At 39.1% G+C, this 18285-nt stretch carries 19 protein-coding genes; 12 read left to right on the top strand and 7 right to left on the bottom strand.

The features are described 5' to 3' along the window. The first annotated feature begins 4 nt into the window (after positions 1-4). From MOO44_RS03365 to MOO44_RS03350, 4 genes are all read left to right on the top strand, one after another. Positions 5-667, top strand: a complete 663-nt coding sequence (locus tag MOO44_RS03365; protein ID WP_260117010.1) for an ATP-binding cassette domain-containing protein — start codon at positions 5-7, stop codon at positions 665-667. Next, positions 667-1464, top strand: coding sequence for a metal ABC transporter permease (locus tag MOO44_RS03360; protein WP_260117009.1), 798 nt, complete (start codon positions 667-669; stop codon positions 1462-1464). Before MOO44_RS03365 ends, MOO44_RS03360 begins: the two co-directional genes overlap by 1 nt. 72 nt (positions 1465-1536) lie before the next feature. Next, a complete protein-coding gene (locus MOO44_RS03355; protein ID WP_260117008.1) occupies positions 1537-2199 on the top strand; it encodes a hypothetical protein in 663 nt (220 codons plus the stop codon). A gap of 23 nt (positions 2200-2222) precedes the next feature. Beyond that, on the top strand, positions 2223-3533 hold the full coding sequence (locus tag MOO44_RS03350) for a GH25 family lysozyme (protein WP_260117007.1): 1311 nt from the start codon (positions 2223-2225) through the stop codon (positions 3531-3533). A gap of 108 nt (positions 3534-3641) precedes the next feature. On the opposite strand, the gene MOO44_RS03345 is transcribed toward MOO44_RS03350, so the two are convergent. Continuing rightward, on the bottom strand, positions 3642-4031 hold the full coding sequence (locus MOO44_RS03345) for a VOC family protein (RefSeq protein ID WP_260117006.1): 390 nt from the start codon (positions 4029-4031) through the stop codon (positions 3642-3644). 24 nt (positions 4032-4055) lie between these two features. Then, positions 4056-5066 carry a zinc-dependent alcohol dehydrogenase family protein gene (locus tag MOO44_RS03340; RefSeq protein ID WP_260117005.1) on the bottom strand — a complete coding sequence of 337 codons (1011 nt, stop codon included), beginning with the start codon at positions 5064-5066 and terminating at the stop codon, positions 4056-4058. A 457-nt stretch (positions 5067-5523) separates the two neighbouring features. Between MOO44_RS03340 and MOO44_RS03335 the strand changes: the two genes are divergently transcribed. The 6 genes from MOO44_RS03335 to MOO44_RS03305 all read left to right on the top strand — a co-directional run bounded on the left by MOO44_RS03335 (position 5524) and on the right by MOO44_RS03305 (position 11859). Then, the gene (locus MOO44_RS03335) at positions 5524-5904 is read left to right on the top strand and encodes a fluoride efflux transporter FluC (protein WP_260117004.1); all 381 of its coding nucleotides are present in this window, start codon (positions 5524-5526) and stop codon (positions 5902-5904) included. Further along, complete coding sequence (locus MOO44_RS03330) at positions 5904-6254, top strand: fluoride efflux transporter FluC (RefSeq protein WP_260117003.1); 351 nt, start codon at positions 5904-5906, stop codon at positions 6252-6254. The genes MOO44_RS03335 and MOO44_RS03330 overlap by 1 nt, the downstream gene beginning before the upstream one ends. 219 nt (positions 6255-6473) lie before the next feature. Further along, on the top strand, positions 6474-7193 hold the full coding sequence (gene pnuC, locus MOO44_RS03325) for a nicotinamide riboside transporter PnuC (RefSeq protein ID WP_260117002.1): 720 nt from the start codon (positions 6474-6476) through the stop codon (positions 7191-7193). Between the two features lie 26 nt (positions 7194-7219). Next, complete coding sequence (locus tag MOO44_RS03320; RefSeq protein ID WP_260117001.1) at positions 7220-7846, top strand: deoxynucleoside kinase; 627 nt, start codon at positions 7220-7222, stop codon at positions 7844-7846. A gap of 804 nt (positions 7847-8650) precedes the next feature. Continuing rightward, complete coding sequence (locus tag MOO44_RS08670) at positions 8651-10375, top strand: NosD domain-containing protein (protein WP_261362032.1); 1725 nt, start codon at positions 8651-8653, stop codon at positions 10373-10375. 98 nt (positions 10376-10473) lie between these two features. Beyond that, complete coding sequence (locus MOO44_RS03305; RefSeq protein WP_260117000.1) at positions 10474-11859, top strand: KxYKxGKxW signal peptide domain-containing protein; 1386 nt, start codon at positions 10474-10476, stop codon at positions 11857-11859. A 116-nt stretch (positions 11860-11975) separates the two neighbouring features. On the opposite strand, the gene MOO44_RS03300 is transcribed toward MOO44_RS03305, so the two are convergent. From MOO44_RS03300 to MOO44_RS03280, 5 genes are all read right to left on the bottom strand, one after another. Beyond that, positions 11976-12920 carry a metal ABC transporter substrate-binding protein gene (locus MOO44_RS03300; protein WP_260116999.1) on the bottom strand — a complete coding sequence of 315 codons (945 nt, stop codon included), beginning with the start codon at positions 12918-12920 and terminating at the stop codon, positions 11976-11978. A gap of 20 nt (positions 12921-12940) precedes the next feature. After that, positions 12941-13780, bottom strand: coding sequence for a metal ABC transporter permease (locus MOO44_RS03295; protein WP_260117293.1), 840 nt, complete (start codon positions 13778-13780; stop codon positions 12941-12943). Continuing rightward, positions 13777-14514 (bottom strand): metal ABC transporter ATP-binding protein, encoded by a 738-nt coding sequence (locus tag MOO44_RS03290; RefSeq protein ID WP_260116998.1) that lies wholly within the window; start codon positions 14512-14514, stop codon positions 13777-13779. The genes MOO44_RS03295 and MOO44_RS03290 overlap by 4 nt, the downstream gene beginning before the upstream one ends. A 263-nt stretch (positions 14515-14777) precedes the next feature. After that, the gene (locus MOO44_RS03285; protein ID WP_279306815.1) at positions 14778-16088 is read right to left on the bottom strand and encodes an NCS2 family permease; all 1311 of its coding nucleotides are present in this window, start codon (positions 16086-16088) and stop codon (positions 14778-14780) included. 123 nt (positions 16089-16211) lie between these two features. Beyond that, on the bottom strand, positions 16212-17162 hold the full coding sequence (locus MOO44_RS03280) for an aldo/keto reductase (RefSeq protein WP_260116997.1): 951 nt from the start codon (positions 17160-17162) through the stop codon (positions 16212-16214). A 147-nt stretch (positions 17163-17309) separates the two neighbouring features. Between MOO44_RS03280 and MOO44_RS03275 the strand changes: the two genes are divergently transcribed. Both MOO44_RS03275 and MOO44_RS03270 read left to right on the top strand, forming a co-directional pair. Further along, the gene (locus MOO44_RS03275) at positions 17310-17891 is read left to right on the top strand and encodes an NAD(P)H-binding protein (RefSeq protein WP_260116996.1); all 582 of its coding nucleotides are present in this window, start codon (positions 17310-17312) and stop codon (positions 17889-17891) included. Positions 17892-17893: 2 nt separating this feature from the next. Continuing rightward, complete coding sequence (locus tag MOO44_RS03270) at positions 17894-18250, top strand: hypothetical protein (protein ID WP_260116995.1); 357 nt, start codon at positions 17894-17896, stop codon at positions 18248-18250. Positions 18251-18285 lie beyond the last annotated feature (35 nt).

Below are 18285 nucleotides of genomic sequence, written 5' to 3'. Positions count from 1 at the left end.
TCAATTGAAATCAAAAGTGCTGACTGTTCAACATCTTGATGTTGCGGTTGAAGACCGGATTTTGATCAATGATCTTTCATTTAATGTTTACGGTGGTGCATTAACCTGTGTTACCGGTGAAAACGGGGTGGGGAAGACCACTTTAGTAAAGGCATTGCTTAAACATAAACGGAATTCAACTAAACAAGTCCACTTTTTGGTTCGGCCGGATCAAGTTCAATACGTTCCACAATTTCGGAATGTAGATGACGATTATCCGTTAAAAATAAAGGATTTTGTGAGCTTGAGCTTGCAAAATTCTTTTTTACCATGGTTGACTAAATCAGAAAAAGACCGAATCGAAAACGTGCTCAAGATTACTAAATTAACTGAAATTGAAAATGAGCCACTGGGGCGTGCTTCCGGTGGGCAAAAGCAACGGGCCTACCTAGCGCAGGCACTAGTGACGGATCCTAAACTATTGATTCTAGATGAAACGACCGCTAGTTTGGACAAGCAATCGCGGGTGTACCTCCTTCAAGTGGTCGTTGATATTATTAAACGAACGGGAGCTGCAGTTATGTTCATTACCCACGACCCTGAATTAATCAACCGGTTTGGTGATTACGACTTAGAGATTGCTAATCACCATGGTGAAATGCACCGAGTAAAGGGGGGACAAGCATAATGTTAGCTTATGCGTTTATGAGGTATGGTTTTATTGCCAGTTTCTTTATTTCAATCCTATGTGGATTCATGGGCGTGTTTGTAGTTTCTAGAAAGACGTCTTTCTTTACCCATACATTATCGGAAATTGGTTTTGCGGGGGCTGCATTTGGATTGTTTCTAGGCACTTCACCTGTAATTGGGATGTTAATCTTTACGATTCTCAGTTCACTAATGATTGGGACCGTTGGTAACCGGGTTAGCCGGCGTGAGTCTTCAATTAGTGTCTTTTCCGGATTATTCATTGGTCTGGGGATATTATTTCTATCACTAGCTAATACCCAGTCCAGTTATGCCACGAATATTTTATTTGGGAGCATTGTTGGAATCGGCGTGAATGACTTAAAGACCCTAATTATCCTAAGCATCATTATTATTATCGCAATTCTGTTGATTTACCGTCGATTGAAGTATAATTCATTTGATGGGACCGGATCGCACTTTAATGCTGGTTATGATACTGTGATTTCAATCATTTTTTTGATATTACTTGCATCCACTGTTAGTGTGACGGCCCAAATTGTGGGATCGTTATTAATCTTTGCATTATTAACGATTCCAGCTTCTGCCGCCAAGTATTTTGTGCATAATGTTTGGGGGATGATTTTCTTAACGTTCCTCTTTTCGCTAGTTGGAACCTGGGCCGGTTTATATTTCAGTTACATTACAAATTGGCCAGTTAGTTTCTTCATAGCAGCGATAGAAAGCGCTTTTTACGTAGTTGCAATTGGTTACGATAAGTTAAAAAATCATGACTAATGTTTATTTTGGACGGTAATTTGTTATACTATGTACAAATCATGTTTACCGTTCAGGAGGTAAAGTTTAATAATGAAAACATATCAAAAATTAATTCCAGTGGCCATCTTAGGGCTACTGTTAGCTGGTTGTGGAAGCAAAAATAATGACAATCAAAATGCTTCGATGAAGAACAGTCAATCTACTTCTGTTAAAAGTAGTGATAAAACGACTAGTTCAAAGGCTAGTTCCAGTTCTAGCGCTAGCTCCTCTAGTGCCGCTAGTTCAAGTGATAGTGTGGCTAGTTCAAGTAGTAGTGAAAGTGCTAGTAGCGCTACTAGTGGGAACCCAGTTTCCTCGAAAACTTACGCTAGTAGGGAAGCTGCTAAAAACAGCGTGGGCTACCAATCTAAAGCATCGACATCCGGATTACCAACCGTGAACTTAGGAAGCGGAATTACCGGGGTGAAAGATGCTGGTGCCGGCCAGGTCTTTGTTAGCTTTAACATGGGCCGTTGGTCATTAACGGTTCGGGGGACTGAGGTTAACGTTAGTGATACTGCCACCCCAGCTGCTAAGCAAATGGTTGCTTACTTGCAAACCCATACCCTCCCAGTTCCAGACGGTTATGGACACGTAAGTGCTGACATTGATTCAAATGAAACGACCGTTAAGTGGCAAGAAGGAGCTACTGTGCATAAGGTTTCCGGAAGTACTCCGGAAGCTGCATTGCAGGCTGCAATTGACGCAAAGTAATTAAGTGAAAAGGGATCCTAAATATGAAGAAAATAAGACATGTACTAACGAAAGCGGGACTGGTATTATCCACTGGAATCGTTACTTTAGGAATTGTTAATGTTGCGACATTAGGAAAACCAAATCCCACCGTTAAAGCTGCTGTTTCGATGAATCCAGCCTATGATTTATCAGAATGGCAAAAGACGATGACTGATTCTCAAGTTCAACAATTAAAGAAGGAAGCTAGCTTTGTAATTATCCGGGTTCAGTATGGTAGTAACTATGCTGATAAAGTTTATCAAAATAACATTAAGTTGTTAGATAAGTATAATGTGCCATACGGGGTTTATAGTTATAGTTTATATAACTCCGTTGCACAGGCCCAGGGGGAAGCGCAGACACTTTATAATCGGGTGCCAAACGCCCGGTTCTACGTAAATGATCTTGAACAAACCAATGGGATGAGTACGAGCACATTGAATTCAGCAACTTCTGCTTGGGCTGATGAGATGCGGACTTTGACCACTAGGCCAATTGTGCTTTATAGTGGCCTTTACTTCATGAGTAATACCATTGGTGACGCTAAGGACGATTATGATACATTATGGGTTGCATCATACGGAGCGGGGGAACCCAATCCATCATATACTTATGGGTTATGGCAATTTACTGATAGTTATCATAGTACGGCATTGAATCAAAATGTTGATGCATCTGTAATTCCAGATGGTGGAAAATCAATGTCATTTTGGGTCGGTAGTGGTGCCAGCGGTTCCACTGCAAGCAGTTCGCAATCCGTTTCCAGTAGTGCTGCTTCATCTGCTAATTCGGTCGGCTCATCGATCGTTTCATCAGCAAGCGTTGCTAGTTCATCTAATGTCACCTCTAGCGCTAGTAGTAGCGTTAGTTCTGCATCCTCGAATGGCAGCAGTACTAGTTCAGTAACTAGTAGTAGCGCAAGTTCAAGTGCTAGCGCTAGTTCAACTAGCGTAAAGTCCAGTGTAGCTGCTAGTGCTAGTTCCAGCACTAAATTTAGTGACAGTACGACTAATAGCTTGACGACCGCTAATAAACACTCAATCAGTAAGCAAAAAACGACTACGATTAAGGTGTTAAAGCCAAAGATTAATACAAAAGTTTACCACTCTTCAAAGAACGTTAAGATGGTTCAGGTAACTGCTAAGAATGGAATTTACATTTATGACAGTGCTAATCAACGGATTAAGCACCTTAAGAAGGGCGCAAAGGTTGCAGTTAAATCGTTTAAACAACGGGGGACTAAGACCATTGCAATGGGTGCAAATGGGACTCACTTTACATCTAATAAGAGTTACGTTAAAGCAGTTAAATAAATTTAAAAAAAGCCTTGATTCTAATTCTTAGGATCAAAGCTTTTTTACTACTAAAGATAAAAAAATAACCACGATGATTTAATCATCGTGGTTATTTTTAAGTCTTAACTAGACAATTTGACAGAATTCAATCGTTTCATGGTTTGGTCCTAAGATGTTAAAGAACCGAATTCCATTATCCCAGAATGAAGGGATGGATTGGATTTCATCGTTGACCATGTCAAAGCCTTCAGCCTTAGCAGCTTCGAAAGCCTTGTCAACGTCAGTACAGTTCATTGAAAAGTGGTTAATGGCACCGTTCTTCATAGTAACGGGGTCACCTTCCCAAGTTTCAATGGTTAAGTTGTTGTATCTCATGAACGCACAACGGTTTTCACCATTATGGAACAAACCAGCTTCTTCAAAGCCTAACTTCTTGTAAAACGCAATTGTTTTATCTAAGTCTTTTGATGGGATTCCAACGTGTTGAAGTCCAGTGAAGTAATCTTGTAAAGCCATTTTATATGCCTCCGTAGAAATTAATTATTTCAAGCTACCGTCAAGTTCAACAACTGACTTACCAGGGCGCTTGTCAGAACCATCAAGCTTACCAACAACTTCGTTAAGTTGAAGAACGTTCTTGATAAGTGGTTCAACATCAATTTTGCCACTTGCCATTAATGCAAGGGAGTCATCGAATGAGTATGGGTTAATGAATGAACCCTTGATGTCTAATTCCTTTTGGAATACTTCGTAAGTGTTAACAGTGAATGTTTGATCTGGACGACCAACACCAAACATAAGGATTTGACCACCCTTACCTGCAACTTCGATTGCCTTTTCTTGAGTTTCTGGACGACCAACGGCTTCAATAACGATGTCGTATTCTTCAGTAATGTCACCAGATTCAGTGTTGATAACGTGGTCTGCACCAGTAAGCTTTTGTTCTTCAGCTAACTTGTCATCATGACGACCAGTTAAGTCAACGTGTTGAACACCGTAAGCCTTTAATAATTCAACGAATAATAGACCCATGTAACCATCACCCATAACAAGTGCCTTGTAGTGTGGTTGTAAGTTAAGACGACGAACACCGTGAACACCACATGATACAGGTTCAGTAGAACAAGCAGCCTTTAATGAAAGGTTAGCTGGAACGTGGTATACAACTGATTCAGGAGCAGTGAAGTATTCTTCCAAACCACCATCACGAGTAACACCAACAGCTGATAAGTCTTCAGCTAATTGTGGACGGTCAACACGGAAGTACTTGTCCTTAGGGTAGTAGATGTTAGGGTCAACAGCAACACGGTCACCCTTCTTAAATTGGGTAACGTTAGCACCAACGGCTTCAACAACCCCTGAGTTTTCATGTCCTAAAACAATTGGAGGAACAGCATCTGCTGAACCTGGAAGACCATTGTATAATGCGTCGTCAGTACCACAGATACCTGCGTATGCGGTCTTAACTAAAACTTCGTCAGGCTTTGGAGTTGGAGTATCCAAATCTTGGATTTCCATTTGTTTAGTACCAGTTAATACTAATGCTTTCATGTGTAAATATCCCCTTTATAAATATAATAAATTTTTTAACCCAATCAAATGATCAGGCTTTCAATAACGATTTGATATGAAATAACCAATTAACACCAACTAGTTAGTAGTTAGTTACTTTTGATTACACTTATAATACTAATGATTATTGTTAAATAATCAACTATTATTTCTTATAAATATAACGATAATTCAATTTATAAATGAATAAAATCACATTAGTGGAATACCTAGTAAGCAAGGGTGAATGTTGATTTATTAGCAAAGATAGTTCATGGTTTCACAAATGTTAATAATTAATTAATTTGTTTTTATATAATTATGCAAATTACAACCGGTTGCATGAATAAAAAATTAAAAATGATATTTTTACTTTATTTTGTGAATTTCTTAACTAAAGTGCATAATCACTTAATTATGATAGGATAAATTAATAAAGCTAAGGAAGGCGATTTAGTTGCGTAGGATTATTTATATTATCTGTTTTGGGTTCTTAGGCGGTGCACTTCGTGAGTGGTTAACGTTATTATCTGGTAATCAACACTTTGCAATGATTATTGCAATTAATTTAATTGGGACGTTCTTACTATCATTTATTGCTAGTACTCTGCCACTATTGATGAATATTTCGAGTGATGTTTTAAGTGGGATTACCGTGGGGTTTATTGGTAGCTTTACTACTTTTTCAACGTTTACGGTCGATTTTGTGAAGCTGCTCAAAATTTCACTAATTAATTCATTCTGGTATCTTTCAATCAGTTTGATTTTTGGATATATATTCGCATTAATTGGGGTCAAACTCGCTGATTACGTTATTGCAAAGGCGGGTGAAAAATAATGATTACCAAAATTGTACTTGTGGGATTTGCCGCTGCGTTTGGAGCGGTCATTCGATATGGCATGATTGAATTAATTGGCAATCGCATGGGGTGGAAGGAATTTCCGCTGGCTACCGTGGTGATCAATGTGTCCGGTGCGTTTTTGCTAGGCTTATTAACTGGCCACCTTGCTGATGGATCCATCGCATTTCTAATCGGGAGTGGGATTCTGGGTGGCTATACTACGTTCTCTACGTTCATGAATGAAACGGTCAAACTGCAGATTAAACATCCACAATGGGCCGGGATATACTTTATTTTAACTACTTTATTAGGAATCTTAGCAGCTTTAATCGGAATGGCAATTTAGTACGGGGATGGGGTGGCCATCCCCTTTATTTATGCTTATGGCTAGGGGTCCTTTCGTGGATTTGCTAATTGAAAAATAACACGTTTACGATTCAATCGTTTAATTAACGAGATTGAAATCAATTCTAATTTGGATATAATAGAACGAGTCGACTAAAATAACTATATATAGATATTTTTAGTTATTTAGGTACTATATATTGTGTTGGGAGCGTTTTGAATGAATTATTGTAAGTGGCTATGGAGCCAATTGTTGGGCTGGAATGTCCAATCATACATTCTATTATTCTTTGGGTTAGGATTTAACTTAGCATTAACGCTAAGTAGCCCGATGACTACGATTAGTATTGTAACGTTTATTGCTGGTGCGCTAGGTTTAACCTGTGTACTGGCAATTAATAATGCAAAACCAGTCAACGGTTGGTTGGGCTTACTTAGTGCGATCTTATTAATTGCGGTTGCATTTACCGCCAAGAATTACATGGAAATTGTGATGCAACTTAGCTATATCGTATTATTAGATGTTCCGGTATTGTTAATGCCTAGTTGGAATCAAGATGCTGAACAAAAAATTTCTGGTCTGCGAGGCGATAGTGTTGCCACGACCATTAAAAACTGGTTACCATACGTATTCGGCTTTGTTGTTGTGGTTTTGATTATGCATACCCTGTTGGTTCACCTTACTGACAGTCCGCGGCCATTGATTGATTCGATTTCATCAACAACTGGAATCATGGGCGCGATTTTAACCACGTTAAAGAAACGGGAAACCTATTATTTTTGGTTTGCCCAGGGCATTTTATCAGTTATTTTATGGGGGATCACTGCAGCACAGGGTGGGGCATCACCAGTGCTATTTGTAACCTATATGTTGTACATTGGAAATGATATTCTAGCGTTTACCAAGAGTCCATGGTTTGCTAAACAGCTGGATAATTAATTTGGGTCGATTAAAAGGGGGATCCTATGCCGATGCTTGTATTAGCTGGAACGATTGGCGCAGGGAAGTCATCATTGACTACCCGGGTAGCGAAGCACCTTGGAACGAAGGCGTTCTACGAACCAGTTGGGGATAATCCAGTATTACCATTGTTTTATCAGGATAAACAGAAATACGGTTTTTTATTACAAATTTATTTTTTAAATAAGCGTTTTGAAATGATTAAGCGAGCGCAACGGGATGATAACAACGTTTTAGACCGTTCAATCTATGAAGATGCGTTGTTTACTGATTTAAACCATCGGTTGGGAAATATTAACGATGCCGAGGCAGCGATTTATCATGAATTATTGGATAACATGATGGAGGAACTACCATTTGCAGCGAAAAAGAAACGCCCGGATTTGCTAGTGTATATTGAGGTCAGTTTAGACACCCAGTTAGCACGAATTAAAAAACGGGGGCGCGATTTTGAACAATCCGATGAACTATTAGATTACTACCGAGAATTACGAGTGGCATACCAGAAATGGTTTCAAAATTATGATATTAGCCCTAAATTAAAAATTGATGGCGATCAATACGATTTTGTTAATAGCGCAGCGGACTTAACCGCGGTCCTGAACCAAATTGATGCTAAATTAAATGAATAAGTTAAAAAGCCGCCATTGTCATTTAGACAATGGTGGCTTTTTAATTTATATTGATTGCCAGATTTTTGGTATTTAGTGCTAAATGAGTACGTGGGTTCCTTTTTATTGTGATCATTTTCAGTGTAGGTTACTGAAACCCTACTATTTTTGAAAGTAACCTTTGTTTTAGCACTATTTTGCTTGCTCTTTTTAACTTTGCTGGTAGCTGGGACAGAAAGGAGTAAAACAGCGGTAACTAGAGTTACAGTCATTTTGAGTTGCATGAAAAAATCATCTCCATTTAATTTATAATTAACATTAAGTTATTTTGTCCTTTTTTATTGGTAAAATCAAATACTGGTGGGATATTAACTAATTTAACTAATTTTGAACCATAGTGTTTATGCATTTAATAACTAAGATAAATTGAAATGATATCTGACTTTGTTTATTGAAGGTAGATTAATAATGATTCAACTAAATGTATTATGTGATTTATTTGTGCGCTAATGGATTGTTAGTATCATATTGATTTATGAAGATGTAATTAAATTAATGACTATTGAAAAAATAATGTACTAATTGCATAAAAATATGCTATTATATTATTTGTGCAAAAGTAATAGGATGATTATATAATCATTATCCTGGATTAAAGTGATCAAAACTATTATTAACCTTATATAATTAATGATGGTTTTGATATGATGGTAAATTTTAATTTTAATCGGTTTCTTATTAGTAATCCATACTCATTCAATTATTATTTCACATCACTACTTAAATGCATGGTTTATAAAATGGAGGAATCATAAATTGAATAATGTGCGAAAAATAATTGCATCGTTAGCGATCTCAACTGCACTTTTGGGACTGGGTGCTAACTTGAATAGCAATGAAGATACTGCTAGTGCCGCAGTTCATAAGAAAGCCAAACATAGTAAGAAAAAGGCTGTTAAGAAGGTTAATAAAAAGAAGAAGTCGACTAAAAAAGCGACTAGTGGACATATAACCATTCTTAGAGGCCATCGTGGAAAAACTGGTGCTACGGGTGCACGAGGTGCGACCGGTGCCACTGGAGCAACTGGAGCAACTGGTGCTCAGGGTCAAAAGGGCGCCACTGGTGCTACTGGCGCTCAGGGTCCAAAGGGTGATACCGGCGCCACCGGAGCAACTGGTGCCCAGGGTCAAAAGGGCGCTACTGGAGCTACCGGGGCTACTGGCGCCCAGGGCCTAAAGGGTGATACAGGAGCAACTGGAGCGACTGGTGCCCAGGGTCCAAAGGGTGATACTGGTGCGACTGGCGCAACTGGTGCGACCGGAGCCACTGGCGCACAAGGAATTCAAGGGCTTAAGGGTGATGCTGGAGCCAGCAATGCCCAAGGTGCCAAGGGTGCTGATGGTCAAAACGGTAAAGATGGTAAGGACGGCAAGGATGGTAAAGACGGTAAGGATGCGCTATCCGATGTTTACTACAACATTACTGACTATGGGGTTAAGAGTGGGCAGTCATCAGTTGATTCTGGAGCCATTATTAACAATATCATTTCACAAATGCCATCATCTGGTGGAACCGTATTAATTCCAAATGGTGATTTCTATTTGAAGACACCGGTGGTAATTAATAATAACCACGTTCGAATTAAGGGAATTAATTCAGGATTACGTTCAGCCATTGATCCCGATAAGACTGCCGTTAGTCCCGGTGGTGGGAGTCGGTTAATCATGGACGCTAATAATTCCACTGGGATCCAAATTGGAGTGGCTAACCAAACCCCACGAATTAGCGGAATTGAAATTGACCACGTTAATATGCTCGGAAGTGGTAGTGGGGATCAAACGCTAATTAGTGGCCCACAAGATTCCGATGGAATTAAGATTCATGATGTTGTGATGAAGAACGCTACCTATGGAATTAAGTTAAGTGGTGCTGATACTCCTGATATTCACGATAACTGGATTTCAGAATTAACCAATGGGGTGCACCTGTTAGGCTCATCCCAACAAGCTAAGATTGCTAGTAACTTTATTGGTGCTCAACCAGGCGGAATTTCCGTTAAGTTAGATCACCCATACGCGGCAACTATTAATGGTAATAACATCTATCCAGATGGATTTACTAATCTTGAGGTTAATGATGGTGACCATGTTAATATTTCAAATAATAACATTCAATCATACTACAGTCGGGCAGTGTTCCTAACTGGGAACTACAATACAATGTCCAATAACTCAATCTATATTCGTGGAAATAAGGATAACCCACGTGGTTTTGATAAGAAGATTGGGGATGTCTATGTTTCCGGTGATAACAATGTATTACAAGGAAACCACTTAACTTCTGAACAAGAATCTGAAGCTACTCGTGAATTAATCATGGGTGGAAACAACAATATGATCAAGATGGATACCATTGATGGAGCTGCTTCAAACTCTAAGGTGGTAATTAACGGAAATGCCAATAACAACAAGGTACTATATACCGTTAATAATGATGAATTCCAAGATGGTCAGAATCCAACGAATACGAATGTACCAATTTCGCGTTAATAATATTGAATAAATGAAAAAAGCCCAGTTATAAAAATATTCATAATTGGGCTTTTTCATTTGGAAATTTAAAAATAAATGATTATAGGTGAAATAATATGAATGAAAATGATAAAAAAGAACGCTATCGATTATATAAATCTGGCAAGAATTGGGTTACAACTATGATTGTAGCTGCATCAACAATTACCTTTTGTGATTTAGTCTCAAATCATGACGCTGAGCTACTAAGTCTACCCGTGGCTAAGGCGTTTGTGATTCCTGATTCATTTGCTGAATTTGCATCAACAGCCACCGCATCTGAATCAGTTGCACAAACCTCCGTAGCTACCTCGAGCACTTCCCAATCCAGTAGTCAGCCGCCATTTCCATTTGAAGGATTAGATGGATTTGAAATTTATATATATTCTCATTATGGATATAATAATCCAATGGCTAAACAAATGGTTGATCAGCACCGTGGGATTGCTGTTCGTCCACCTAGTAGTGCCATTCCTGCAATCAGTAGTGTTGCTAGTAATAATAGTAGTGTTGCTACTTATGCTTCAGAACCAGCTAGTTCTGCTAACGTAATGAATGTAACGGAACCAGCTCAATTCAGTTCAGAAAATAATGGCGCATCTTTGGCTATCAGCTCATTAACAACGGAATCGATTGCTAATGATTCAATAAGTAACACTAATAGTAGTAATAGTATCGCTAATCTTAATAGTAATAGTAGTGCTAATAGTTCTGAGGTGACGACTACTAATAATTCATTGAATGCATCAACTAATGATAATTCAAGCTCAATTTCTAAAAATGATGTTATGAATGATAAAGTTACCAATGCTAGTAATAATGATCATAACGCTACATTAATTAATCGTTTAAATTCAAAGCAAAACGACATTCAACAAAAGATTATTAATAATTCAGAAATAGGGCAATCTAATGATCAGCTTATTAACTTAAAACAATTATTAAATCATGCAAAGTTGAATGTTGAACGGGCGCGTCAGCATAAAGCAAAACCGTTGGCGATTAAGGCTTTTAATACGGAATTAATTCGAGCGCAAAAGATTGTTATAAAATATCAAAATGAATTAAATCATGCAGTTGCTGAATTCAATCGTGTCAATCAATTTACGATTCAAGAAGCTAATAATTGGGATTCCAATGGGTCCAATCCCAATGTTAATGATAAAATTGTGAGAATGAAACAAACTTTAAATGCTGCAAAACAGAAAATTGATAATTTAAAAAATGCACTCAATTCTTTTAAAAGCGAATTAAGTAATTTGAATATTAAAGCGAAACAGTTTACTAAAAGCTTTAAAGTCAATGATAATAAATTAAGAAGAATGGAAAAAGCAGCTAACAAATTAAGACGAGCAATTAATAAAAACAAATCAAAGCGAAACCACAAACGGGATTATGATCAGTTATTGGTTGCATACAAAAATAAAATGAAGTCCATCGCAATCTTATTAAAATCAAAATAGTAAAAAGCGTAGTTCGAAAATGAATCTTTTTCGAACTACGCTTTTTGATTAGCTAAATATTTGTAATTTTAAGTTCATGCTATTGTTCTTATAAACTCTGTATATGATGACTATAACTACTTAGCCAATCCATCATGAATCTTATCTAAGTTCCACTTCATCATTGAATAGTAGGTGTCACCTGGAGTGCCCTTCTTTGCAAGGGAGTCGGTAAAGATCTTTGAATAGATCTTAATGCCGGTTTCTGATGAGACCTTATCCATTGATTTAGGTGAAACTGATGATTCAACGAAAAGGTGTTTAACGTCATACTTGCTAATGGCTGCAAGGACGCGCTTCATTTGTTCTGGCGTTCCTTGGGACTCAGTATTGATTTCCCAGATGTAAACTGGTTTCACGTGGTAGGCCTTTGAGAAGTATTTGAAGGCCCCTTCGGAAGTTACTAGGACCCGTTGTTTAGCTGGAATGTCCAGGAATTTAGACTTAGCATCCTGATTTAACTTGGATAGCTTTGCAATGTATGCATCAGCATTCTTTTGGAAGTAACTGGCGTTCTTTGGATCCTTTTCCTTCAAGACCTTCGTCATTGTCTTAACGTATTGAATTCCGTTAGAGAGGTCTAACCATGCGTGGGGGTCAACTTCATTTTTATTGGTAGTAAGGTGTAATGGCTTTACACCTTCACTGGCGGCAAAAACTTGCTTGCCAAACTTCTTGTGGGCGGTGTTAACTAATTCTTTGAACCAACCATTTCCACCGGTTTCTAGATTTAACCCGTTATAGAAAACGACATCGGCGTTGGTGGTTTTTGAGATATCTTCGGGCCGTGGCTCGTATTCATGGGGGTCAGTTCCCCGTTTCACCATACTATAAACATTGATGCGATCCTTACCAATGTTTTCAACCATGTTTTCTAAAATTGAGTTGGTAGTGACTACGCTCAGCCGTTTATCGCCATTTTCATTGGATGTCGATTTATGACTTCCCCGTTGGTTGATGAATAAAAAGACACCACCGATAATGACGATTGCTGCGGCAACTGCTGCGATAATTTTTTTCATTTTGGGACCTCTTTCCAGGATTATTTTTTAAAGTGGATTAAGTTTTGCTTGGGTGAGAAAATGAATGAGATTGCAAACATAATTGCTGCCATCACCACGATTGCAGGCCCGGAAGCCCAGTTGAATGTGTAACTCAGGTAGAGTCCGATGATCGATGCGACCGTTCCGAAGATGGCTGATAGGACTAGCATTAATGATAGTCGGTTAGTCCAGAAGAATGCGGTCGCCGCTGGAGTAATTAGCATTGCAACCACTAGGATGATTCCCACCGTTTGCAGTGCAGATACCGTAACCAATGTTAATACTAACATCAATGAATAGTGAATTAGCTGGGTATTTAGCCCATACGTTTTAGCGAATGTTTCATCAAATGAAGTAATTAATAATTCTTTGTAGCCAATGGTCACGAAAAGAATGACAACGGCTAGCACCACTGCGGTGGTCATCATATCGGAGTTACTAACTGCTAGGATGTTCCCGAATAGGATGTGGTGCAAATTTGTTGAACTTTCGGTTAACGAAATCAGGATAAATCCTAATGCATAGAACGAACTGAACACGACTCCAATCGAGGTGTCGACCTTGATCTTACTTCTGGTGGAGACGAACCCAATTAAAAGGGCGGCTAAGACCCCGAAGAACGATGCGCCTAAGAGGAGGTTAATTCCTAGCATGTAAGCCACTGCGACCCCTGGTAGAATCGAATGTGAAATTGCATCCCCCATTAGTGACATTCCCCGCAGGATAATAAAACTTCCAATGATTCCAGACATAATTCCGACCATGATGGCGGTAATTAGGGCGCTTTGGAGGAAATCATACTTTCCTAAAGCAGAGATAAATTCAGCAATTTTCATTATTGAGCCTCCTTTTGATTAAACAATACGGAGGATAGATCAGCACTAAATGCCTTACTAATATTGGTGGAATTGTAAACTTGATCAGTTGCTCCGCTAGCTACGATGCCGTGATTCATGATGATTAAATTATCGAAATAGCTGTTGACCTTATTTAAGTCATGGTGAACAACTAAGATGGTCTTATTTTCATTTCGCCATTGCTTTAAAATTTGCATAATTGAATTTTCACTTTGCAGATCAATCCCAACGAACGGTTCATCTAAAATTACAATATCTGCATCTTGCAGAATTGCACGGGCCACGAAGACCCGTTGGAGCTGTCCACCAGATAGGTTACCGATTTGGCGGTTTGCAAATCCGGTCATCTTAACCTTTGCTAATGCCTCCATTGCGGCTGCTTTTTCTGCTTTGCCGGGGCTATTGAATAGGCCGACTTTCGCATAGCTACCAGTTAATACGACGTCAAACACACTAATTGGGAACGTTAAGTCGATTTCCTTTCGTTGTTCAACATAGGCAATTTTCTTTTGGATGGCCTTAACTGGTTGGCCATCGTACTCGCTAGTTCCTGACTGGGACTTGATCAACCCTAACATTGCCTTGATAAAGGTTGACTTACCGGCACCATTGGGGCCGATGATTCCGGTGATTTTGCCAGCTTCAATTGCGATTGATAAATCGGAAAAGACTGGTGTGTCACCGTAGGAAACGGATAGATTCCTAACATTAAGCATTAAAAGCACTCCTTTGTGTTTTGCTACAGGGGTAACTAGATTGATTAGCTTTTTAGCTGCTAATAATCATATTTTTTAGGTTTACCAAAATTCATTACGCTTTGTAGTATACATAAAAGATTAACTTTTAACAATCTTCTTTAGAATTATTTAATAATATTTTCACCATGAGTATAAAAATTGATGGGTAGTTCATTTTACAATGAGCAAATTAAAAACCACAATGGAACTATCTTCCATTGTGGTTTTTTTAATTAAGCTAATTATTCATTTAAGACCCAGAAGAAGATTAGGAAAATAACCCCTAACACGTACATAATTGGGTTAACTTCCTTCCCCCGTTTTGCAGCTAGCATTGTGATTGGGTAGATAACGAACCCAAGGGCAATCCCATCTGAAATACTGTAGGTCAGGGGCATTCCTAACATAATTAAGAATGCTGGAGCAGCAATTTCGAATTTTTCCCAATGAACGCTCTTAAGTGAACGGGCCATTAAGATTCCGATAATAATCAATGCTGGAGCAGTTACTTGATCGGTAATCACACCCAACAATGGTGAGAAGAAGGTTCCGAGAATGAACAAAATCCCAGTAACGATAACTGTGAATCCTGAACGACCACCCACGGCAATTCCGGCGGATGATTCAACGAAGGCGCCCACTGGTGAAGTCCCCAGTAATGAACCGGCAACCATTCCAGTAGAATCAGCAAGCAATGCGCCACCAATTCTTGGAATCTTGTTATTTTTGATGAATCCAGCTTGTTCAGCCAATCCAACTAACGTTCCAGCAGTATCGAAGAAACTAACCAATAAGAATGTCAATACTACGATCCAAAGCTGGGCGGTATTGATGTCCGTAATGTGTTTAATTGATTGTAAAAAGATTGGCTTTAAGCTTGGCACTGCTGATACCCATTGACTAGGTAGCGGAATTAAATGCGTGATCATTCCGAGGACTGCAGTGGCAACCATCCCAATAAAGATTGATGCGGGCACCCGTGCAGACATTAACACTAGGGTTAATATTAATCCAAAAATCGTCAACCAAGTGCTGCCAACATGGAAGGACCCTAGTTCCACTAAGGTACTCTTGCTGGCGGTCACGATGCCCCCCTGGTTTAAACCAAGGAAGGCGATGAACAACCCAATCCCACCACTAATGGCACTTTTTAGGTCGTTTGGAATTGCATCAATGATGATTTCGCGAATCTTGAATAACGTCAAGACCAAGAAAATTAATGATGCAATGAACACACCAGCTAAGGCAGTTTGCCAAGGCACTTTCATTCCGATACAGACAGAGTAAGCAAAGAATGCATTCATTCCTAAACTAGTCGATAGTGCAATCGGATAGTTAGCAATTAGTCCCATCAAAAAACAACCAATGGCAGTTGCAAGGGCGGTTGCGGTAAACACAGCCCCCTTTTCCATTCCAGATGCACCCAAGACATTCGGGTTTACGAATAGGATGTAAACCATTGAGACGAAGGTCGTCAATCCGGCCACGGTTTCGGTCCGGAAATTAGTCCCTAATTCGTCAAAGTGAAAAAAGTTAGCTATTTTAGCTCCCATTTGAGGCCACTCCTTATAAATATTCGGTTTTCAATAAAATTACAAAGTTCATCTTAACACAATGTTAATTTTTTATCAAATTCACGAACGATTGGTTCGATTTAAGGAGTGATTAGGCAGAAATTACTTAAATGTGGCAAAGGCAGCATCGATTTGTTGATATTCAGCATCTGATAATTCAACATCCATGGCCTTCGCATTGCTTTGTACTTGTTCAGGGTGCTTTGCACCTGGAATTACAACTGAAATGTTAGGGTTTTGCATGTACCAAGCAAGAACTAGTTGTGCAATGGTAGCATTCTTTTGTTCAGCAAGTGGCTTTAAGGTGTTGACGGCTTTAACGATTTCAGCAAACCGGGCACCTTGAAAATCAGGATTACTATGCCGAATATCATCATCGGCAAAATTAACGGCAGAATTATCGTATTTACCAGTTAGTAGGCCTGAAGCAAGGGGGAAGAATGGGACGAATGAAATATCATGGTCCTTTAGGTATGGGAATAATTCCTTTTCAGCATCCCGGTGGATTAAGCTATATTGATCTTCAACGATATCAACAAGGCCGTCCTTGTTAGCTTCCTTTAATTGATCCATTGAGAAGTTGGAAACCCCAATTGCTTTAATTTTACCCTCAACCTTAAGTTCGTTTAATGCGGCAACTGCCTTATCCTTGGGGGTGTGGTCATCTGGGAAGTGAATGTAGAAAACATCCAAATATGTGGTATGCAGGCGTTTTAAGCTATCTTCGACTGCCTGTTTCAAGAATTCAGGGTCGTTATTAATCACCACTGAGTCACCAGTGACTTGTTGAGCTCCCTTTGAAGCGATTGCGAAGCTACCACGGTCGTAGCCCTGAATGGCTTGACCGATTAATTCTTCTGAATGACCCATCCCATAGGCAAAGGCAGTGTCTAGTAACTTAATACCGGAATCTAAGCCGGCTTTAACGATTTCAATTCCAGTAGCATCCTTTAAGTTTGGAAATAGGTTAGTGCCACCCACTGCGTTTGTACCTAACCCGAGTGGGGTGCTTAATACACCTGATTTACCAATTTGAACGTTACGTTCCTTCATAAGATGATTCCTCCTAAAATAAGTTTAATTTTGATTTGATATTCCTATTATGATACTAATAATCCTAAAATTAAAATATTTGGCCTTTAAATCGTGGCATTAGATTAGGTATAATTAATGTAGGAATTAATAAGGGAGGGAATTAAGTTGAAAACCGTTTTAGTGCTTGGAAGTCAAAAGCCGACCGCAAGGTTAGCAATTCATGAGTTAAGTGGGCGTGATGATGTCCATTTAATTGAATTGGATGATGAACAAGTGGATGTCACATATGAAAAGACCTACTTACCATTTATTTCAGATGTGAATATCATTATTTCGTTCTTGGGACCGTTGGATGTGGACATTGCGTTTGAGGGGCTATTTGATGCAATTCGGGCCAGTGAAGTGACGCTGACGAACTTTGTAATGATTTCCACTGCTGGAATTGATAATGAAGTAACGGGGACCCTTCAATTCCCAGCGGGGGTTAGTGATGTTAATGAGTATTTAAAACAACAACGCTATGCCATTAAGGTTGTTGATGAAGCCGAAATTCCCTATACGGTGATTAGACCGGTAACGGTGGTCGATCAAGTGGCTGGCCCCGTTAAGGTTTATGATGAGGGTGAAAAAATGCCTACTGGATTTGTTTCACGTGAAACAGTTGCTCGAGTTGCAGTCCAATCCGCTGTTGAGCATCAATACGTGAATCAATCAATTGGATTATTTCAAAATAAAAAGGATGTGTAAATATGGATTTAAACCGTGACCAACTGGACCAAGTGAAACAACAACTAGCTCGTGCGCAGCAAGTATCACATTTCGTAATTTTTGAAACTTACGATCCTACTTTAAATGAAAAGGTCCGGATGGTAATCGATCGGAATGGGTACGAGGAAATGAAAAAGGCCCGGAATGCTACGACACCAATGAAAATCATTCGTGACTTCGTACCGGTAACCGATGCATTAGCCCGGTGGGCAGTTGCTGAACACGATGCTGCAGCTGCTAGCATGAGTGGCAATGGTGATGTTGAAGCATTGGTCCAAAGAATGGATGAATGCATTAACGAAGTACTCGCCGAAAATAAACTGGAAACTAACAAGTAGTCATTGGCTGAACGTCAATGACTTTTTACATACTA

It is taken from the genome of Nicoliella spurrieriana, assembly GCF_023380205.1.
Classification (GTDB): Bacteria; Bacillota; Bacilli; order Lactobacillales; family Lactobacillaceae; genus Nicoliella; species Nicoliella spurrieriana.
Note: the sequence above shows the minus strand (reverse complement) of the source record. Positions and strands in the feature narration are given on the sequence as shown.

Coding starts and splice junctions, on each gene's coding strand:
- MOO44_RS03290 (WP_260116998.1), bottom strand. CDS start 14,514: ATGCTTAATGTTAGGAATCTATCCGTTTCCTACGGTGACACACCAGTC.
- MOO44_RS03300 (WP_260116999.1), bottom strand. CDS start 12,920: ATGAAAAAAATTATCGCAGCAGTTGCCGCAGCAATCGTCATTATCGGT.
- MOO44_RS03330 (WP_260117003.1), top strand. CDS start 5,904: ATGATTACCAAAATTGTACTTGTGGGATTTGCCGCTGCGTTTGGAGCG.
- MOO44_RS03270 (WP_260116995.1), top strand. CDS start 17,894: ATGGATTTAAACCGTGACCAACTGGACCAAGTGAAACAACAACTAGCT.
- MOO44_RS03280 (WP_260116997.1), bottom strand. CDS start 17,162: ATGAAGGAACGTAACGTTCAAATTGGTAAATCAGGTGTATTAAGCACC.
- MOO44_RS03345 (WP_260117006.1), bottom strand. CDS start 4,031: ATGGCTTTACAAGATTACTTCACTGGACTTCAACACGTTGGAATCCCA.
- pnuC (WP_260117002.1), top strand. CDS start 6,474: ATGAATTATTGTAAGTGGCTATGGAGCCAATTGTTGGGCTGGAATGTC.
- MOO44_RS03355 (WP_260117008.1), top strand. CDS start 1,537: ATGAAAACATATCAAAAATTAATTCCAGTGGCCATCTTAGGGCTACTG.
- MOO44_RS03320 (WP_260117001.1), top strand. CDS start 7,220: ATGCCGATGCTTGTATTAGCTGGAACGATTGGCGCAGGGAAGTCATCA.
- MOO44_RS03305 (WP_260117000.1), top strand. CDS start 10,474: ATGAATGAAAATGATAAAAAAGAACGCTATCGATTATATAAATCTGGC.
- MOO44_RS03340 (WP_260117005.1), bottom strand. CDS start 5,066: ATGAAAGCATTAGTATTAACTGGTACTAAACAAATGGAAATCCAAGAT.
- MOO44_RS03360 (WP_260117009.1), top strand. CDS start 667: ATGTTAGCTTATGCGTTTATGAGGTATGGTTTTATTGCCAGTTTCTTT.
- MOO44_RS03285 (WP_279306815.1), bottom strand. CDS start 16,088: ATGGGAGCTAAAATAGCTAACTTTTTTCACTTTGACGAATTAGGGACT.
- MOO44_RS03350 (WP_260117007.1), top strand. CDS start 2,223: ATGAAGAAAATAAGACATGTACTAACGAAAGCGGGACTGGTATTATCC.